The sequence below is a fragment of the Cellulosimicrobium cellulans genome, assembly GCF_007679345.1.
GTDB classification, from domain to species: domain Bacteria; phylum Actinomycetota; class Actinomycetes; order Actinomycetales; family Cellulomonadaceae; genus Cellulomonas; species Cellulomonas cellulans_A.
Genome location: NZ_VEGH01000020.1, coordinates 31,434 through 47,716, shown reverse-complemented (window position 1 = coordinate 47,716; position 16,283 = coordinate 31,434). Strand labels below are relative to the sequence as shown.

The window sequence follows — 16,283 nt, the reverse complement described above, 5'->3', positions numbered from 1 at the left end:
GGCTCAGCGCGGGAGCGCGCCCCGCGCCACCAGCTCCGCCCGGAGCGCCGCCGCCCCCGTGAACAGCACCGCCTGGTAGCCGAGCGCCGCCGCGCCGGCGACGTTGGCCGGGCTGTCGTCGACGAACACCGTCCGCGCCGGGTCCAGGCCGTGCCGGGCCGCCAGCACCGCGAAGATCCGCGGGTCCGGCTTCACCACCCCCTCGCGCCCGGAGACGACGACCCCCTCGAGCCGCCCGATCACGGGCGCGACGCGCTCCCCGTGGTGGTAGGTCTCCGCCGACCAGTTGGTGAGCCCGAGCACCCGGATGCCCGCCGCCCGCAGGTCGTCCACCACCTCGGCGCTGCCCGGCACCGGCCCCGGCAGGGCGTGCGCGAACCGCTCGACGTAGAGGTCGACGGTCGCCGCGTGCTCGGGGTGGGTACGGGCGACCTCGTCGCGCGCCTCCCGCCAGGACCGGCCGGCGTCCTGCCGGAGGTTGAGCGCCGGGAAGTCGACGTCGGTGAGGAAGCGCTCGACCTCGGCGTCGGTCAGCACGCCGTCGAAGGCGCGCTCGGCCTCCCAGCGCACCAGCACGTTGCCCAGGTCGAACACGACGGCCTCGACGCGCCGGGCGGGCTCGACGCGCCGGGCGGGCTCGGCGGGCCGGGCGGGCTCGGGGGTCACAGCATCTCCTCCGGGTCGAGCCGCACGCGGACCGTCCCGCCCTCCCGGCGGGCGCTGCGCACGGCGAGGGACGCGGCGAGCGACCGCGCGAGGGTGCGACCGTGCGCGACGGGCACCCGGACGAGGGTGCGCACGGGCGGATCCAGGGACTCCTGCACGGCGGCGGCGCCCGGCGCGAGCGGCTCCGGCTGCGGGACCGGCCCGAGCACGTCGGAGCCCTCCGGCAGCTCGACCCGGGCGAGCACGGCGGCGACGACCTCCCGGGTGCCGACCAGCTCGGCGACCCGCACGACCGGCGGGAGCCGGACCTCGGCGCGCTCCGCGAGCTCGCGCTCCGCGAGGCCCACCGGGTCCCAGCGCACGAGCGCCTGGGTGGGTCGCTCCGCGCCGTCGCCGACGAGGAGCACGACGCCGCCGTCCCGGGACGACCGGACCAGCGCGGCCGCGGCGAGCCAGCGCCGCAGCGCGTCCTCGGTGGCGCGCAGCGAGGTGGACCCGGTGGTCACGGCGGCGTCCAGCAGCACCGCCGCGGCGTAGCCCGCCGGGGCCACCGGCTCGGCGCCGATGGTCGACACCACGAGCGCGGGCCGGTCGGGCACCTCGGCGAGGACGCCGGACCGCGCGCCGGAGTGCCGCACGGTCACGCCGGGAAAGGCGCGCCCCAGCTCCTCGGCGGTCCGGTCCGAGCCGACCGCGACGGACCGGAACGTGCCGTTGCCGCAGGCCTCGCACCGCCACTGGATCGCCAGGCGCCCGCACCAGCGGCACTGCGCGGCGCCGTCGCCGGAGGTGAGCGCCAGCGGCCCGTGGCAGTGCGTGCACCGGGCGACCTCCCGGCACCGCGCGCACGCCACCGCGGGCAGGTAGCCGGCCCGCGGCACCTGGACGAGCACCGGCCCGTCCGCGAGCCGGTCCCGGATGGTCCGCCAGGCCTCACCGGGGAGCCGGGCGGCCGCGGCGGCGCCCTCCCGGGCGAGCTCCACGCTGGTCAGCGCCCGCACGCGCGGGGTCCGCGCGCGGACCACGTCCCGGTCGGCGGCGACGGCCCGGACCCAGCCGGACGCGACGAGCGCCTGCACCTCGGTCGACCGGGCGTGCGCGGCCAGCAGCAGGCCGCAGCCCTCGAGCTCGGCGCGCAGACCGAGCACCTCGCGGACGTGCGGGTACGGCGCGCGCGGCTCGGCGTGCAGGTCGTCGCCGTCGTCCCAGCACACCGCGAGCCCGAGGTCCCGCACCGGCGCGAACGCGGCGGCGCGGGTGCCCACGACCACGCGGGCGTGCCCGCGCAGCGCGGCGAGGAAGGCGCGGTACCGGCGCGCGGGGCCGTCGTCGGCCATCAGCCGGACGTGGCTCGCGTCCGTGCCCTCCGGGGACCACGCGGGCACGCCCGCCGCGACCAGCGCGGCGCACACCCGGTCGACGTCCCGGGCGTCGGGCACGACGACGAGCACGCCCCGCCCGCTCGCGAGGGTGGCCCGGGCCGCCTCGGCCACCCCGTCGGGCCAGCGCTCCCCCGCCGGACCCGGCAGGGCCGACCAGGCCGCGCGCGGGGAGCCGCCGGCGGCGAGGTGGGCCAGGAACGCGGGACCGCCGCGGTACGGCGCCCATGCCGGGGCGGCGGGAGGAGCAACGGGGCCAGGACCAGGACCGGCACCCGGCGCGGCGGCAGGGCCGGCACCGGCCGTAGCGGCCGCCGAGGCACCGGGGGAAGCGGCGGGCGCGGCACCCGGACCGGCAGCGGCGACCTCGGGCCCAGCCGCAAGCACGGCACCGGGAGCCGCCCGGGCCGCGGTCTCGTCCGCAGCCCCGGGCACGGCTCCGCCCGCCGCCACGGCCGGCGGCACCTCCCCCTCGGTCCGCGCGTGCCGCGGCGGCACCGCCAGCCGCAGCACGTCGGCGAGCGTCCCCGCGTACCGGTCGGCGACGGCGCGCGCCAACCGCCCGACGGCGGGCGTCAGCACGGGCTCGGGCGACACCACGCGCCGCAGCGGCACGAGGGCGCCGTCGTGCTCGGGCTCCGCGGTCCGGTCGAGGACGTAGCCGTCGACGTCCTGCGCGCCGAACCGCACCTTCACCCGGGTCCCGGGCGCGGCGGCCTCCGCGAGGGCGGCGGGCACCAGGTACTCGAACGGGCGGTCCAGGTGCGCCGGCGCGAGCTCGACGGCCACCCGGGCGACGGGCAGCTCGGCGGCGGGCTCGACGTCGACGTCCCGCGCGCGGGCGCGCCGCCGCGGCCGGGCGCCACCGGCCCCGCGCGCGCCCGCGGCCCCGCGGCCGCCGCCGGTCGACCCCGCGGCGCCGACCCCGTCGAGCCCGAGCAGCGTCGGCTGCTCGGGGACGCCGGGGGCGCCCGCCGCCGCGGGCCCGTCCGCCACCCGGTCGCTCAGGACAGGGCGGAGCGCAGCGCGTCCACGCGGTCGGTGCGCTCCCAGGTGAACTCGGGCAGCGCCCGGCCGAAGTGGCCGTACGCGGCGGTCTTCCGGTAGATCGGCCGCAGCAGGTCGAGGTCCCGGATGATCGCGGCGGGCCGCAGGTCGAACACCTCGCGGATCGCGGCGGTCAGCCGCTCGACGGGCACCGTCCCGGTGCCGAACGTCTCGACGTACAGGCCGACCGGGTGCGCCTTGCCGATCGCGTACGCGACCTGCACCTCGCACCGGCGGGCCAGGCCCGCGGCGACCACGTTCTTGGCGACCCAGCGCATGGCGTACGCGGCGGAGCGGTCGACCTTCGACGGGTCCTTGCCCGAGAAGGCGCCGCCGCCGTGCCGGGCCATGCCGCCGTAGGTGTCGACGATGATCTTCCGGCCGGTGAGGCCGGCGTCGCCCTGCGGGCCGCCGACGACGAACTGGCCGGTGGGGTTGACCAGCAGCCGGTAGTCGCTGACGTCGAGGTCGAGGCCGGCCGCCTCGAGCACCGGCGCGACGACGTGCTCGGCGATCGCGGGGGCGAGCTCGCTCTCCAGGTGCACGCCGGGGCCGTGCTGGGTGGACAGCACCACGGTGTCGAGCTTCACCGCGCGGTCGCCGTCGTAGGCCACCGTCACCTGGGTCTTGCCGTCGGGGCGCAGGTCCGGGACCACGCCCTCCTTGCGGACGAGCGCGAGGCGCTCGGCGAGGCGGTGGGACAGCCAGATCGGCAGCGGGAGCAGGCTCTCGGTGTCGTCGGAGGCGTAGCCGAACATCAGGCCCTGGTCGCCCGCGCCCTGCAGGTCGAGCGGGTCGTGGTCGGACGCGTCCTGCCGCGACTCCCACGCCTTGTCGACGCCCTGCGCGATGTCGGGCGACTGCTGGCCGATCGACACCGACACCCCGCAGGAGTCGCCGTCGAAGCCGATGTCGGAGGAGGTGTAGCCGATGCCGCGCACGACCTGCCGGATGATCTGCGGGATCTCCACGTACGCCGTCGTCGTGACCTCGCCGGCCACGTGCACCAGGCCGGTGGTGACCATGGTCTCGACCGCCACGCGGGCGGTGGGATCCTGCTCCAGGATCGCGTCGAGGATCGCGTCGGAGATCTGGTCGCAGACCTTGTCCGGATGGCCCTCCGTGACGGACTCGGACGTGAAGAGGCGCATGTCGGCGGGCGTCGTCATGCGCACAGGCTAGCCGGACGCGCGGTCCCTGGGTGTCAGGCGGGCAGCACGCGGACGACCGCGTCCCACAGCCCGTCGGACACCGCGTCCTTGCTGCCCTCGGTCGTGGCGACGACCTCGCCGTCGCGGTCGAGGATCGTCAGGGCGTTCTGCTCCGCCCCGAAGCCCCGGCCACCGCCGACGGCGTTGACCGCGAGCAGGTCGGCGCCCTTGCGCCGGGCCTTCGCCCGGCCGTGGTCGAGCACGCCGCCGGTGTCGTCGCCCGTCTCGGCGGCGAACCCGACGACCACCTGGCGGCCGTCCGCGCGCGGCGGGTCCGTGACCAGCCCGGCGAGCACGTCGGGGTTCTGCACGAGCGCGAGGGGCGGCACCGACCCGTCGGCCTGCTTCTTGATCTTGTGCGCGGAGCCGGTCGCCGGCCGGAAGTCCGCCACGGCGGCGGCCATCACGACCACGTCGGCGTCGACCGCGGCCGCGCGCACGGCGTCCTGCAGCTCGGCGGTGGTCTCGACGGGCACGACCCGCACGCCGGCGGGCGGCCGCACGGCGAGGTTGGCGGCGACCAGCGTGACGCGGGCGCCCCGCGCCTGCGCGGTCCGGGCCAGGGCCACGCCCTGCTTGCCCGAGGACCGGTTGCCGAGGAACCGCACCGGGTCGAGCGGCTCGCGGGTGCCGCCGGCCGAGACGACGACGGTCCGGCCGGCGAGGTCCTGGGGCCGGGGCTTGCCCTCCGGGTCGACGAGCGCGAGAGCGGCAGCGGCGATCGCGTCGGGCTCCGGGAGCCGGCCCGGGCCGCTGTCCGCGCCGGTCAGCCGTCCCGAGTCGGGGTCGAGCACGTGCACGCCCCGCTCGCGCAGGGTCGCGACGTTGGCCCGGGTCGCCGGGTGCTGCCACATCTCGGTGTGCATCGCCGGCGCCATCAGCACCGGGCACGTGGCGGTCAGCAGCGTGGCGGCGAGCAGGTCGTCGGCGCGCCCCGAGGCCGCACGGGCCAGCAGGTCCGCGGTGGCGGGCGCGACGACCACCAGGTCGGCCTCGCGCCCGAGGCGCACGTGGGCGACCTCGGGCACGTCGTCGAACACCTCGGACGTCACCGGGTGCCCGGACAGGGCCTCCCAGGTGGCGCGCCCGACGAACTCCAGGGCCGCCCGGGTGGGCACGACGCGGACGTCGTGACCCGCCTCGGTGAACGACCTCAGGACGTGGGCGGCCTTGTACGCGGCGATGCCGCCGGCGACGCCGAGGACGATGCGCACGTCAGCGCGGGAGGCTCAGGCCTCGTTCGGGGCGACCGTCAGCAGGCCCGCGTCGATCTCGCGCATCGCGATGGACAGCGGCTTCTCCTGCGGGCGGGTCTCCACCAGCGGGCCGACGTACTCGAGCAGGCCCTCGTTGAGCTGCGAGTAGTAGGCGTTGATCTGGCGCGCGCGCTTGGCCGAGTAGATGACCAGCGCGTACTTGGAGTCGGCGCGCTCGAGCAGGCGGTCGATCGGCGGGTCGGTGATGCCGATGGGCTCGGCGACGGTTCCGGACACGGTGGCTCCCGTAGTCGAAGGGGGTGGGGACTGCCGATCAGTCTACAGCCGCGGGCAGGCCCATCAGCGCGACCAGCTCGTCCGTGGCGCGCCGGACGTCGTCGTTGACCACGACGTGGTCGAACTCGGGCTCGGCGGCCATCTCGACCTCGGCGGTCGCGAGCCGGCGCGCGCGCTCCTCGGCGTCCTCCGTGCCGCGGCCGACGAGCCGGCGGACCAGCTCGTCCATCGACGGCGGGGCGAGGAACACGAACTGGGCCTCGGGCATCGTCGTCCGGACCTGGCGCGCGCCCTGCAGGTCGATCTCGAGCAGCGCGGGCTCCCCGGCGGCCAGCCGCTCCTCGACGGGCCGCCGGGGGGTGCCGTAGCGGTTCCGGCCGTGCACGACCGCCCACTCGAGCAGCTCGCCGTCGGCGACCATGCGGTCGAACTCCTCGGGCGTCACGAAGTGGTAGTGCAGGCCGTCGACCTCGCCCGGCCGCGGGGGCCGGGTCGTGGCCGACACGGAGAGCCAGACCTGCGGGTACCGCGCCCGCAGGTCGGCGGACACGGTGCCCTTGCCGACGGCCGTGGGTCCGGCGAGGACGGTCAACCGGGCGCGCGGCGTCGTCATGCTGCTCTGGTGCTCCTGGAGTTGTGCGGCCCCGCGGGCCGGCGTCGGTGGGACCGACCGGTCACCCGAACCGGTCGATCAGCGCCTTCACCTGGTGCGGGCCGAGGCCACGCACGCGGCGGGTCTCCGAGATGCCGATCTCGGAGATGATCTGGCGTGCCTTGACCTTACCCACTCCCGGGAGGGACTCGAGCAGGGCGAGCACCTTGAGCTTGCCGATGGTCTCGTCCTTCTGGCCCTGGGCGATCACCTCGGACAGCGAGCCCTGCGAGTACTTCAGCCGGTTCTTGACCTCCGCGCGGGCCTGGCGGGCGGCGGCGGCCTTCTCGAGCGCCGCTGCGCGCTGCTCGGGGGTGAGAGTCGGAAGTGCCACGTGAGTCACCTTCTCATCACTGTCGGGAGGCAGGGACATGGAACATGCGTGGTCCCCGCGGGGGTCCGGTGCGACGTCGCCCCGGGACCGAGGGCCCATCTCCCGAGGATGGCACGGGAAGGGCGAACCGGCACGTCCCGGCAGCGTGTCGCCGCGAAACCTCCTCGGAGCCGTCGCTCCGGGCAACGGATCCGAGGAGGTGACCGCGAGCCTCAGCGCAGCGCTGCCCCGGCCGCGTCGGCCGCGGCGCGGGCGGCGTCGCGCAGCGCACGCACGTCCGGCCCCGCCGCCAGGACGCCCCGCGACGACGAGGCCAGCACCGCGGACCGGGCGTCGCCGAACACGGCCGCCAGCTCCGCCGACCCCGCGCCCTGCGCCCCCACGCCGGGTGCCAGCAGCGGCCCGCGCACGGCCGCCAGGTCGAGGCCCAGCCGCGCTGCCGCGTCGCCGACGGTGGCGCCGACGACGAGGCCGATCGACCCCAGCGCCTCTCCCGCCGCCACGCCGCCGTCCGCGAGCTCCGCCGCGTTCGACGCCCCCGCCGCGCGCGCCACCCGGTCCGCGACGGCCACGCCGTCCGCGTCCCGCGCGTGCTGCACCTCCGACCCCTCCGGGTTCGAGGTCAGCGCGAGCACGAACAGCCCGCGCCCCGTGGCGAGCGCCAGGTCCACGGCCGGCCGCAGCGAGCCGAACCCCAGGTACGGCGACACGGTCAGCGCGTCGCCCGCGAGCGACGAGCCGTCCCGCAGGAACGCGTCCGCGTAGGCGCCCATGGTCGACCCGATGTCGCCGCGCTTGGCGTCGACCACGACCAGCGTCCCGGTGTCCCGGCCCGCCGCGACGACCTCCTCGAGCGCCGCGACGCCCGCGGACCCGTGCCGCTCGAAGAACGCGGCCTGCGGCTTCACGGCCGCGACCCGGCCGCCCACGGCCTCCATGACGGTGAGCGCGAACCGGCGCACGCCCTCGGGGCTGTCCGGCAGCCCCCACGCGTCCAGCAGGGACGCGTGGGGGTCGATGCCGACGCAGAGCGGGCCGTGCTCGGCCATCGCCGCCGCGAGGCGGGCGCCGAACGGCCTCACGCGACGACCCCGCCGCCGCCGGCGACGGACGCCCCCGCGGCCACCGCGGCGCGCCGGGCGGCGGTCGCCGCGTCGTGCTCCTGCAGGCTCGCGACGCCGAACGGCCCGGCCAGCGCGGCCTCGATGCCCTGCACCGCAGCGCCGAGCTGCTGCACGGTCGTGACGATCGCCTTGTCCGCTGCGGTGGTGGCCGCGCGGATCTCGTAGCCGTCGGCGCGCGCGCCCTGGCCCGACGGCGTGTTCACGACCATGTCGACCTCGCCGGCCGAGATGAGGTCGACGATCGTCGGCTCCCCCGCCGGCCCGCGGCCGGACGAGAACTTCCGCACGACGTTCGACGCGATGCCGTTGCGCTTGAGCACGGCGGCGGTGCCGTCGGTCGCCAGGATCTCGAAGCCCAGCTCCTGCAGCCGCTTCACCGGGAACACGATCGACCGCTTGTCCCGGTCGGCGACCGAGATGAACGCCCGGCCGGAGGTCGGCAGGCCGCCGAACGCCGCCGACTGCGACTTCGCGAACGCCGTCGGGAAGTCGGTGTCGAAGCCCATGACCTCGCCGGTGGACCGCATCTCCGGGCCGAGCACGGTGTCGACCACGGTGCCGTCGGCGGTGCGGAACCGCTTGAACGGCAGCACGGCCTCCTTGACGGCGATCGGCGCGTCCAGGTCGATGACGCTCGCGTCGTCGACCGGCAGCACGCCCGAGGCGCGCAGGTCGGCGATCGACCGGCCGGTCATCACCAGCGCCGCCGCTTTGGCCAGCGGGACGCCCGTCGCCTTGGACACGAACGGCACGGTGCGGGACGCGCGCGGGTTCGCCTCGAGGACGTAGAGCACGTCGGACACCAGCGCGAACTGGATGTTGAGCAGGCCGCGGACCCCGACGCCCTGCGCGATGGCCTCGGTCGACACGCGGATCCGCTGCAGCTCCGACTCGGACAGCGACACCGGCGGCAGCACGCAGGCCGAGTCGCCGGAGTGGATGCCGGCCTCCTCGATGTGCTCCATGACGCCGCCGAGGAACAGCTCGGTGCCGTCGTACAGCGCGTCGACGTCGATCTCGATCGCGTCGTCCAGGAACCGGTCGATCAGCAGCGGGGGCAGCGCGCCGCCGCGGGCGGTGGCCTCGGCCAGCGCGCGCTCGACGTACTCGGTCAGCTGCTCGTCGGAGTAGACGATCTCCATGCCGCGGCCGCCGAGCACGTACGACGGGCGCACGAGCACGGGGTAGCCGATCCGGGCGGCGGTCTCCCGCGCGACCGGCAGCGTGGTGGCGGTGCCGAACGCCGGCGCGGGCAGGCCCGCCGCGGCGAGCACGGCGCCGAACGCGCCGCGGTCCTCCGCGGCGTCGATCGCGGCCGGCGGGGTGCCGAGGATCGGCAGGCCCGCGTCCTCCAGGCGCTGCGCGAGCGACAGCGGGGTCTGCCCGCCGAGCTGCACGATGAGGCCGGCGACCGGGCCGGCGGCCTTCTCGGCCTCGTAGACCTCGAGGACGTCCTCGAAGGTCAGCGGCTCGAAGTACAGCCGGTCCGCGGTGTCGTAGTCCGTCGACACGGTCTCGGGGTTGCAGTTGACCATGACGGTCTCGTACTCGCCCTTGAGCGCCAGCGTCGCGTGCACGCAGGAGTAGTCGAACTCGATGCCCTGGCCGATGCGGTTCGGGCCCGAGCCCAGGATGAGCACCGCCGGGCGCTCGCGCGGGGCGACCTCGGTCTCCTCGTCGTAGGACGAGTAGTGGTACGGCGTCCGGGCCGCGAACTCGGCGGCACAGGTGTCGACCGTCTTGTAGACCGGGCGGACGCCGAGCGCCTGCCGCACCTCGCGCGCCACGTCCTCGCTCACGCCGCGCAGCTGCGCGACCTGGACGTCGGACAGGCCGTGCCGCTTGGCGCGGCGCAGCACCGCGGCGGTCAGCTCCGGCGCGGCGGCGGTCTCCGCGGCGACCTCGTTGATCAGCTGCAGCTGGTCGAGGAACCACGGGTCGATGCCGGTGCGGGCGTACACCTCGTCGACGGACACCCCGGCGCGGAGCACCTGCTGCACGTCGACCAGGCGGTGCTCGGTCGGGCGGGAGATGGTCGCGACGAGCGCGTCCAGCGCCTCACCGGTCAGGGCCTCGCCGTCCCAGTGGAACGTCGTGCCCTTCCGGTCGATGGAGCGCATGGCCTTGCCCAGCGCCTCGGTGAAGTTGCGGCCCAGGGCCATCGCCTCGCCGACGGACTTCATGGTGGTGGTCAGCGTCGGGTCGGCGGCCGGGAACTTCTCGAACGCGAACCGCGGCACCTTGACCACGACGTAGTCGAGCGTGGGCTCGAACGACGCCGGGGTGGAACCGGTGATGTCGTTGGGGATCTCGTCCAGCGTGTAGCCGACCGCCAGACGGGCCGCGATCTTCGCGATCGGGAAGCCGGTGGCCTTCGACGCCAGCGCCGACGACCGCGACACGCGCGGGTTCATCTCGATGACGATGATCCGGCCCGTGTCCGGGTTCACCGCGAACTGGATGTTGCAGCCACCGGTGTCCACGCCGACCTCGCGGATCACGGCGATGCCGATGTCGCGCAGCCGCTGGTACTCGCGGTCGGTGAGCGTGAGCGCCGGGGCGACGGTGACCGAGTCGCCGGTGTGCACGCCGACCGGGTCGACGTTCTCGATCGAGCACACGACCACGACGTTGTCCGCCTTGTCGCGCATCAGCTCGAGCTCGTACTCCTTCCAGCCGAGGATCGACTCCTCCAGGAGCACCTCGGTGGTCGGCGAGTAGTGCAGGCCCTGGCCCACGATGCGGCGCAGGTCGGCCTCGTCGTACGCGATGCCGGAGCCCAGGCCACCCATCGTGAACGACGGGCGGACGACGACCGGGTAGCCCAGGTCCTCGACGGCGCCCAGCGCGTCGTCGATGGTGTGCACGATCGCCGACCGCGCGGACTCGCCACCGCAGACCTCGACGACCTGCTTGAACTGCTCGCGGTCCTCGCCCTTCTGGATGGCGGGGATGTTGGCGCCGATCAGCTCGACACCGTACTGCTCGAGCACGCCGGCCTCGTCCAGCGCGATCGCCGCGTTGAGCGCGGTCTGGCCGCCCAGCGTCGGCAGGATCGCGTCGGGGCGCTCCTTGGCGATGATCGAGGTGAGCACCTCGGTGGTGATCGGCTCGACGTAGGTCGCGTCGGCGAACTCCGGGTCGGTCATGATCGTCGCGGGGTTCGAGTTCACGAGGACGACCCGCAGGCCCTCCTCCTTCAGCACGCGGCACGCCTGGGTGCCGGAGTAGTCGAACTCCGCGGCCTGCCCGATGACGATCGGGCCGGAGCCGATGACGAGGACGGAGTGGATGTCGGTGCGGCGAGGCATCAGGCGCCCTTCGGGGTCGTGGTGACGTCGGTCGCCTGGCCGGCTGCAGCGGCGCCCGCGGACGGGTCGCGCATGAGGTCCAGGAACCGGTCGAACAGGTAGGCGGCGTCGTGCGGGCCGGCGGCGGCCTCGGGGTGGTACTGCACCGAGAAGGCCGGCAGGTCGAGGGCGGCCAGGCCCTCGACGACGTCGTCGTTGAGGTCGACGTGCGACACGGTCACGCGGCCGTACCGCCCGCCGTCGTGCGGGGCGACCGACACCTCGTCGAGCGGCGCGTCGACCGCGAAGCCGTGGTTGTGCGCGGTGATCTCGACGCGGCCGGTGGCGCGGTCGAGCACCGGCTGGTTCACGCCGCGGTGCCCGTAGCCGAGCTTGTAGGTGCCGTAGCCGAGCGCCCGCCCGAGCAGCTGGTTGCCGTAGCAGATGCCGAAGAACGGGATCTTCCGGTCCAGCACCTCGCGGAGCAGCTCGACCTCGTGGGTCGCCGCGGACGGGTCGCCGGGGCCGTTGGAGAAGAACACGCCGTCGGGGGCGGTGGCGAGCACGTCGTCGATGGACGACTGCGCGGGCAGCACGTGCACCTCGATGCCGCGCTCGGCCATCCGGTTCGGGGTCATCGACTTGATGCCGAGGTCGACGGCGGCGACGCGGGCGACGGGCTCCGCGAGCTCGGCGCCGTCGGGGCCCAGGGCCTTCACGACGTACGCGGCGTCGGTGGACACCTCGCCGGCCAGGTCGGCGCCGGCCATCTGCGGGCGGTCCTGCACCTCGGCGACCAGGTCCTCGGCCGCGCGCCGGCGACCGGCGGCGTCGAGCAGCGCGTCGCCCGACACGATCGCCGCGCGCATCACGCCGCGCTCGCGCAGGTGCCGGGTCAGGGCGCGGGTGTCGATGCCGGAGATCCCGACGACGCCCTGCGCCGCGAGCTCCTCGTCCAGGCTGCGGTCGCTGCGCCAGTTCGACGCGCGGCGCGCGGGGTCCCGCACGACGTAGCCCGAGACCCAGATCCGGCCCGACTCGGGGTCCTCGTCATTGACGCCGGTGTTGCCGATGTGCGGCGCAGTCATCACGACGATCTGGCGGTGGTAGCTGGGGTCGGTCAGCGTCTCCTGGTACCCGGTCATGCCGGTGTTGAAGACGATCTCGCCCCAGGTGGTGCCGGTGGCCCCGTAGGCCTCGCCGGCGAACGTCCGCCCGTCCTCGAGGACCAGCAGTGCGTCCGTCATGAGCTCTCCTTGGACCCGCCCGCGGCGGGTGTCGTTCCGATGAGGGTCTGGGTGGCCGCGAGCAGCGCGTCCGCCTCCTGGCGGTGCCGCAGGCGCAGGCCGGTGTCGAGGCCGCAGGGGTCGTCGTCCGGGCTGGGGACCCAGGTCAGCACGACCAGCCCCTCGCCGCCGACGACCTTGCCGGCCATGCCGCCGGAGGTGCCCACCGCGCGCAGCGCCGCGCGCGGGACGAACACGTCCGGCGCGCCTCGTCGTCGCACCACCACGCCGGCGTCGTGCACGGCGACCGTGGCGGCGGAGCGCACGCCGAGGCCGTGCGACCCGACGCGGTCGAGCCAGTCGCCGGCCCGGGTCGTCGACACGTAGGTGGCGTCGAGCGGCTCGGTGCGGGCGTCGCCCAGGGCGTCGTCGGCGGGGACGGCCGGGGGCGCGGGCACCTCGCCCGGGCCCCGGACGAGGCGGCGCCAGCCCTTGACCATGCCGAGCAGCAGCGCGGCGCCCAGCACGACGAGGATCGTCACGGACAGCCAGGGCGGCATCAGGGCGTCACCCGCCCCGCCGCGAACCGCGGGTCGGCCGGGTCGTCCTGCGGCACGCCGTCGAGCACCGTGGCGCGCCCGCGCAGGAACGTCGCGACGACCCGGCCCGGCAGCTCCCGGCCGCGCAGCGGCGAGTTCGCCGACGCGGTGGCCTGCCTCTCGGGCTCGACCACCCGGCGCTGCTCCGGGTCGACCAGCACGAGGTTGGCCGGCTCCCCCACCGCGATCGGGCGGCCGTGGCCCTCGACCCGGCCGATCCGCGCCGGGTTCGTGGACAGGACCCGGGCGACGTCGGCCCAGGTCATCCGGCCGGTGTCGACCATCGTCTGCTGCACGACCGACAGCGCGGTCTCCAGGCCGGTCATGCCGAACGCGGCCGCCGCCCACTCGCAGTCCTTGTCCTCGCGGGTGTGCGGGGCGTGGTCGGTCGCGACGATGTCGATCGTCCCGTCGGCCAGGCCCTCGCGGACCGCGTCGACGTCGGCCTGCGTGCGCAGCGGCGGGTTCACCTTGAACACCGGGTCGTAGCCGCGGGCCTCCTCGTCCGTCAGGACCAGGTGGTGCGGGGTGACCTCGGCGGTGACGTCGATGCCGCGCGACTTCGCCCAGCGGACGATCTCCACCGAACCGGCCGTCGACAGGTGGCACACGTGCAGCCGCGAGCCGACGTGCTCGGCGAGCAGCACGTCGCGGGCGATGATCGCCTCCTCCGCGACGGCGGGCCAGCCGGCCAGGCCGATCTCGGCGGAGACGACGCCCTCGTGCATCTGGGCGCCCTCGGTCAGCCGCGGCTCCTGCGCGTGCTGGGCGATCACGCCGTCGAACGCCTTCACGTACTCGAGCGCGCGGCGCATCAGCACCGGGTCGTGCACGCACTTGCCGTCGTCGCTGAACACCCGCACCCGGGCGGCGGAGTCGGCCATCGCGCCGAGCTCGGCGAGGTGCTCCCCCGCCAGGCCCACGCTGACCGCGCCCACCGGGTGCACGTCGGTCCAGCCGGCCTGCGCGCCGAGGCGCCACACCTGCTCGACGACGCCGGCCGTGTCCTGCGTCGGCGTCGTGTTCGCCATGGCGTGCACCGCGGTGAACCCGCCGACCGCCGCCGCACGGGTGCCGGACGCGATCGTCTCGGCGTCCTCCCGGCCGGGCTCGCGCAGGTGGGTGTGCAGGTCGACCAGGCCGGGCAGCAGCACCATGCCGGTCGCGTCGATGACGTCCAGGTCGTCGGGCGCGTTCTCGGCCGCGTCGCCGGCCTCCGGGCCGATCGCCGCGACCAGGCCGCCGGCGACCAGGACGTCGGTGGGGTCGCCGCCGAGGATGCGGACGTCCTTGAGCAGGTACTGCGCGGTCATGCGGTGGCTCCGGCGGTGGTGGTGGGCGCGGTGGTGGTGGCGGGGGTGCTGGTCAGGGCGGGGACGGCGCCGGTCGCGGGAGCCGCGCCCGCGGTGTCGCCGTCGCCCGCGAGCAGCAGGTAGAGCACCGCCATGCGCACGGCCACGCCGTTCGCGACCTGCTCGACGATCACGGCCCGCGGCGAGTCCGCCGCGTCCGCGGAGATCTCCAGCCCGCGGTTCATCGGCCCGGGGTGCAGCACGATGCTGTGGTCCGGCAGCGTCGCCAGGCGGCGCGCGTCCAGGCCGTACAGCCGGGTGTACTCCAGCGGGCTCGGGAAGAACCCGCCGCCCGCCGTCGACATCCGCTCGCGCTGCACGCGCAGCATCATCACCGCGTCGGGGCCCTGGGCGAGGACGTCGTCCAGCCGGTAGGACACCTCGGCGGGCCAGGGGCCGACGCCGACGGGGAGCAGCGTCGGCGGGGCGACGAGGGTCACCCGGGCGCCGAGGGTGTGCAGCAGGTCGACGTTCGACCGGGCGACCCGGCTGTGCAGGACGTCGCCGACGACCGCCACGTGCAGCCCGGCGAGGTCGTTGCCGACGCCGTCGGGGTTGGTGGCGCTGCCCGTCAGGTGCCGGCGGATGGTGAACGCGTCGAGCAGCGCCTGCGTCGGGTGCTGGTGCATCCCGTCGCCGGCGTTGACCACCGCGGCCTCGGTCCAGCCGGCGTGCGCGAGCGTGTGCGGCGCGCCGCTGGCCTGGTGCCGGATGACGATCGCGTCCGCGCCCATCGCCTGCAGGGTCAGCGCGGTGTCCTTGAGGGACTCGCCCTTGGACACGCTCGACCCCTTGGCCGAGAAGTTGATGACGTCCGCGCTCAGCCGCTTGGCGGCCGTCTCGAACGAGATGCGCGTGCGGGTCGAGTCCTCGAAGAACAGGTTGACCACCGTGCGGCCGCGCAGCGTCGGCAGCTTCTTGATCTGCCGGCCCTGGGTCGCCGCCATCTGGGCGGCCGTGTCGAGGACGCGGATCGCGGCGGCGCGGTCGAGGTCGGCCGTGGACAGGAGGTGCCTCATCGCGGTCCCCCCTCGATGACGACCTCGGTGCGGCCGTCGGTCTCGGCGAGCAGCACGCGCACGCGCTCCGCCGTCGACGTCGGGAGGTTCTTGCCGACGAAGTCCGCCCGGATCGGCAGCTCGCGGTGCCCGCGGTCCACCAGGGCGGCCAGCTGCACCGCCCGCGGGCGGCCCAGGTCGTTCAGGGCGTCCAGCGCCGCGCGGATCGTGCGGCCGGAGTACAGCACGTCGTCCACCAGCACGACGACCTTGCCGTCGATGCCGCGCGCCGGGACGCTGGTCGCGCCGATGCTGCGGGTGGGGTGCTGCGCCAGGTCGTCGCGGTACATCGTGACGTCCAGGCTGCCGACCAGGTCCTCGGCCACCAGGCCGGGCTCCACGGCCGCGAGCCGCGCCGCGAGGCGGTGGGCCAGCGGGACACCGCGGGTCGGGATGCCGAGGACGACGAGGTCGTCGCCGCCCTTGTTGCGCTCGAGGATCTCGTGGGCGATGCGCGTCAGCGCGCGGGCCACGTCCTGCTCGCCCAGGACGACGGTGCTGCCGGTGGCTGCTGCGTCGTCGGGCACGGGGGTACCGGAGGTCATCCGGGCCGCTCCTTCCCCGCCTCACGGGACGGTGTTAAAGGAATGCTCGTTCCCCGGCACCTTACACAGCGGCCGCGGCCGCGGCCCGCCGCGTCCACCCCGCGGGCGCCGTGACCCGCGCCACGCCCGCGCTGCCACGCCCGCGCTGCCGCGCCCGCGCTGCCGCGCCCGCGCTGCCGCGCCCGCGCTGTCGCCGAGTCTCCACTTCGCGCCTCTGCGACCAGCGCCCCGCACAGGCACGCGATGGAGACTCGGCGTCGCCCCGGACGCAGGACGGCCCCCGTCCGCCCGGGAGGGCGGCGGGGGC

14 protein-coding genes are annotated in these 16,283 nt (G+C 75.7%); all 14 read right to left on the bottom strand.

Features of this window, described 5'->3' with window-relative positions; genetic code table 11:
* Positions 1–3: 3 nt before the first annotated feature.
* Positions 4–666 (bottom strand): HAD family hydrolase, encoded by a 663-nt coding sequence (locus FS882_RS19535; protein WP_158375704.1) that lies wholly within the window; start codon positions 664–666, stop codon positions 4–6.
* Positions 663–3,041 (bottom strand): primosomal protein N', encoded by a 2,379-nt coding sequence (locus FS882_RS19530; RefSeq protein WP_158375702.1) that lies wholly within the window; start codon positions 3,039–3,041, stop codon positions 663–665. The genes FS882_RS19535 and FS882_RS19530 overlap by 4 nt, the downstream gene beginning before the upstream one ends.
* 8 nt (positions 3,042–3,049) lie before the next feature.
* Entirely contained in the window at positions 3,050–4,261 is a 1,212-nt protein-coding gene (gene metK, locus FS882_RS19525) for a methionine adenosyltransferase (RefSeq protein ID WP_262348424.1), read from the bottom strand.
* 35 nt (positions 4,262–4,296) lie between these two features.
* On the bottom strand, positions 4,297–5,517 hold the full coding sequence (coaBC, locus tag FS882_RS19520; RefSeq protein ID WP_158375700.1) for a bifunctional phosphopantothenoylcysteine decarboxylase/phosphopantothenate--cysteine ligase CoaBC: 1,221 nt from the start codon (positions 5,515–5,517) through the stop codon (positions 4,297–4,299).
* Positions 5,518–5,532: 15 nt separating this feature from the next.
* Positions 5,533–5,796 carry a DNA-directed RNA polymerase subunit omega gene (gene rpoZ / locus FS882_RS19515; protein WP_147793607.1) on the bottom strand — a complete coding sequence of 88 codons (264 nt, stop codon included), beginning with the start codon at positions 5,794–5,796 and terminating at the stop codon, positions 5,533–5,535.
* Between the two features lie 37 nt (positions 5,797–5,833).
* Positions 5,834–6,409, bottom strand: a complete 576-nt coding sequence (gmk, locus tag FS882_RS19510) for a guanylate kinase (protein WP_158375698.1) — start codon at positions 6,407–6,409, stop codon at positions 5,834–5,836.
* 61 nt (positions 6,410–6,470) lie between these two features.
* Positions 6,471–6,782 (bottom strand): integration host factor, actinobacterial type, encoded by a 312-nt coding sequence (mihF, locus tag FS882_RS19505; RefSeq protein WP_147793609.1) that lies wholly within the window; start codon positions 6,780–6,782, stop codon positions 6,471–6,473.
* Positions 6,783–6,994: 212 nt separating this feature from the next.
* Positions 6,995–7,831 carry an orotidine-5'-phosphate decarboxylase gene (pyrF, locus tag FS882_RS19500; protein WP_158375738.1) on the bottom strand — a complete coding sequence of 279 codons (837 nt, stop codon included), beginning with the start codon at positions 7,829–7,831 and terminating at the stop codon, positions 6,995–6,997.
* A gap of 29 nt (positions 7,832–7,860) precedes the next feature.
* On the bottom strand, positions 7,861–11,217 hold the full coding sequence (gene carB, locus FS882_RS19495) for a carbamoyl-phosphate synthase large subunit (RefSeq protein WP_158375696.1): 3,357 nt from the start codon (positions 11,215–11,217) through the stop codon (positions 7,861–7,863).
* Positions 11,217–12,443 carry a glutamine-hydrolyzing carbamoyl-phosphate synthase small subunit gene (gene carA / locus FS882_RS19490; protein WP_158375694.1) on the bottom strand — a complete coding sequence of 409 codons (1,227 nt, stop codon included), beginning with the start codon at positions 12,441–12,443 and terminating at the stop codon, positions 11,217–11,219. The genes carB and carA overlap by 1 nt, the downstream gene beginning before the upstream one ends.
* Entirely contained in the window at positions 12,440–12,982 is a 543-nt protein-coding gene (locus FS882_RS19485; protein ID WP_158375692.1) for a hypothetical protein, read from the bottom strand. The genes carA and FS882_RS19485 overlap by 4 nt, the downstream gene beginning before the upstream one ends.
* Positions 12,982–14,334: a dihydroorotase gene (locus FS882_RS19480; RefSeq protein WP_158375690.1), complete on the bottom strand. Its 1,353-nt coding sequence runs from the start codon at positions 14,332–14,334 to the stop codon at positions 12,982–12,984. The genes FS882_RS19485 and FS882_RS19480 overlap by 1 nt, the downstream gene beginning before the upstream one ends.
* A complete protein-coding gene (locus FS882_RS19475) occupies positions 14,331–15,392 on the bottom strand; it encodes an aspartate carbamoyltransferase catalytic subunit (protein ID WP_158375688.1) in 1,062 nt (353 codons plus the stop codon). The genes FS882_RS19480 and FS882_RS19475 overlap by 4 nt, the downstream gene beginning before the upstream one ends.
* The gene (pyrR, locus tag FS882_RS19470; protein WP_158375686.1) at positions 15,389–15,976 is read right to left on the bottom strand and encodes a bifunctional pyr operon transcriptional regulator/uracil phosphoribosyltransferase PyrR; all 588 of its coding nucleotides are present in this window, start codon (positions 15,974–15,976) and stop codon (positions 15,389–15,391) included. Before pyrR ends, FS882_RS19475 begins: the two co-directional genes overlap by 4 nt.
* Positions 15,977–16,283: the final 307 nt, after the last annotated feature.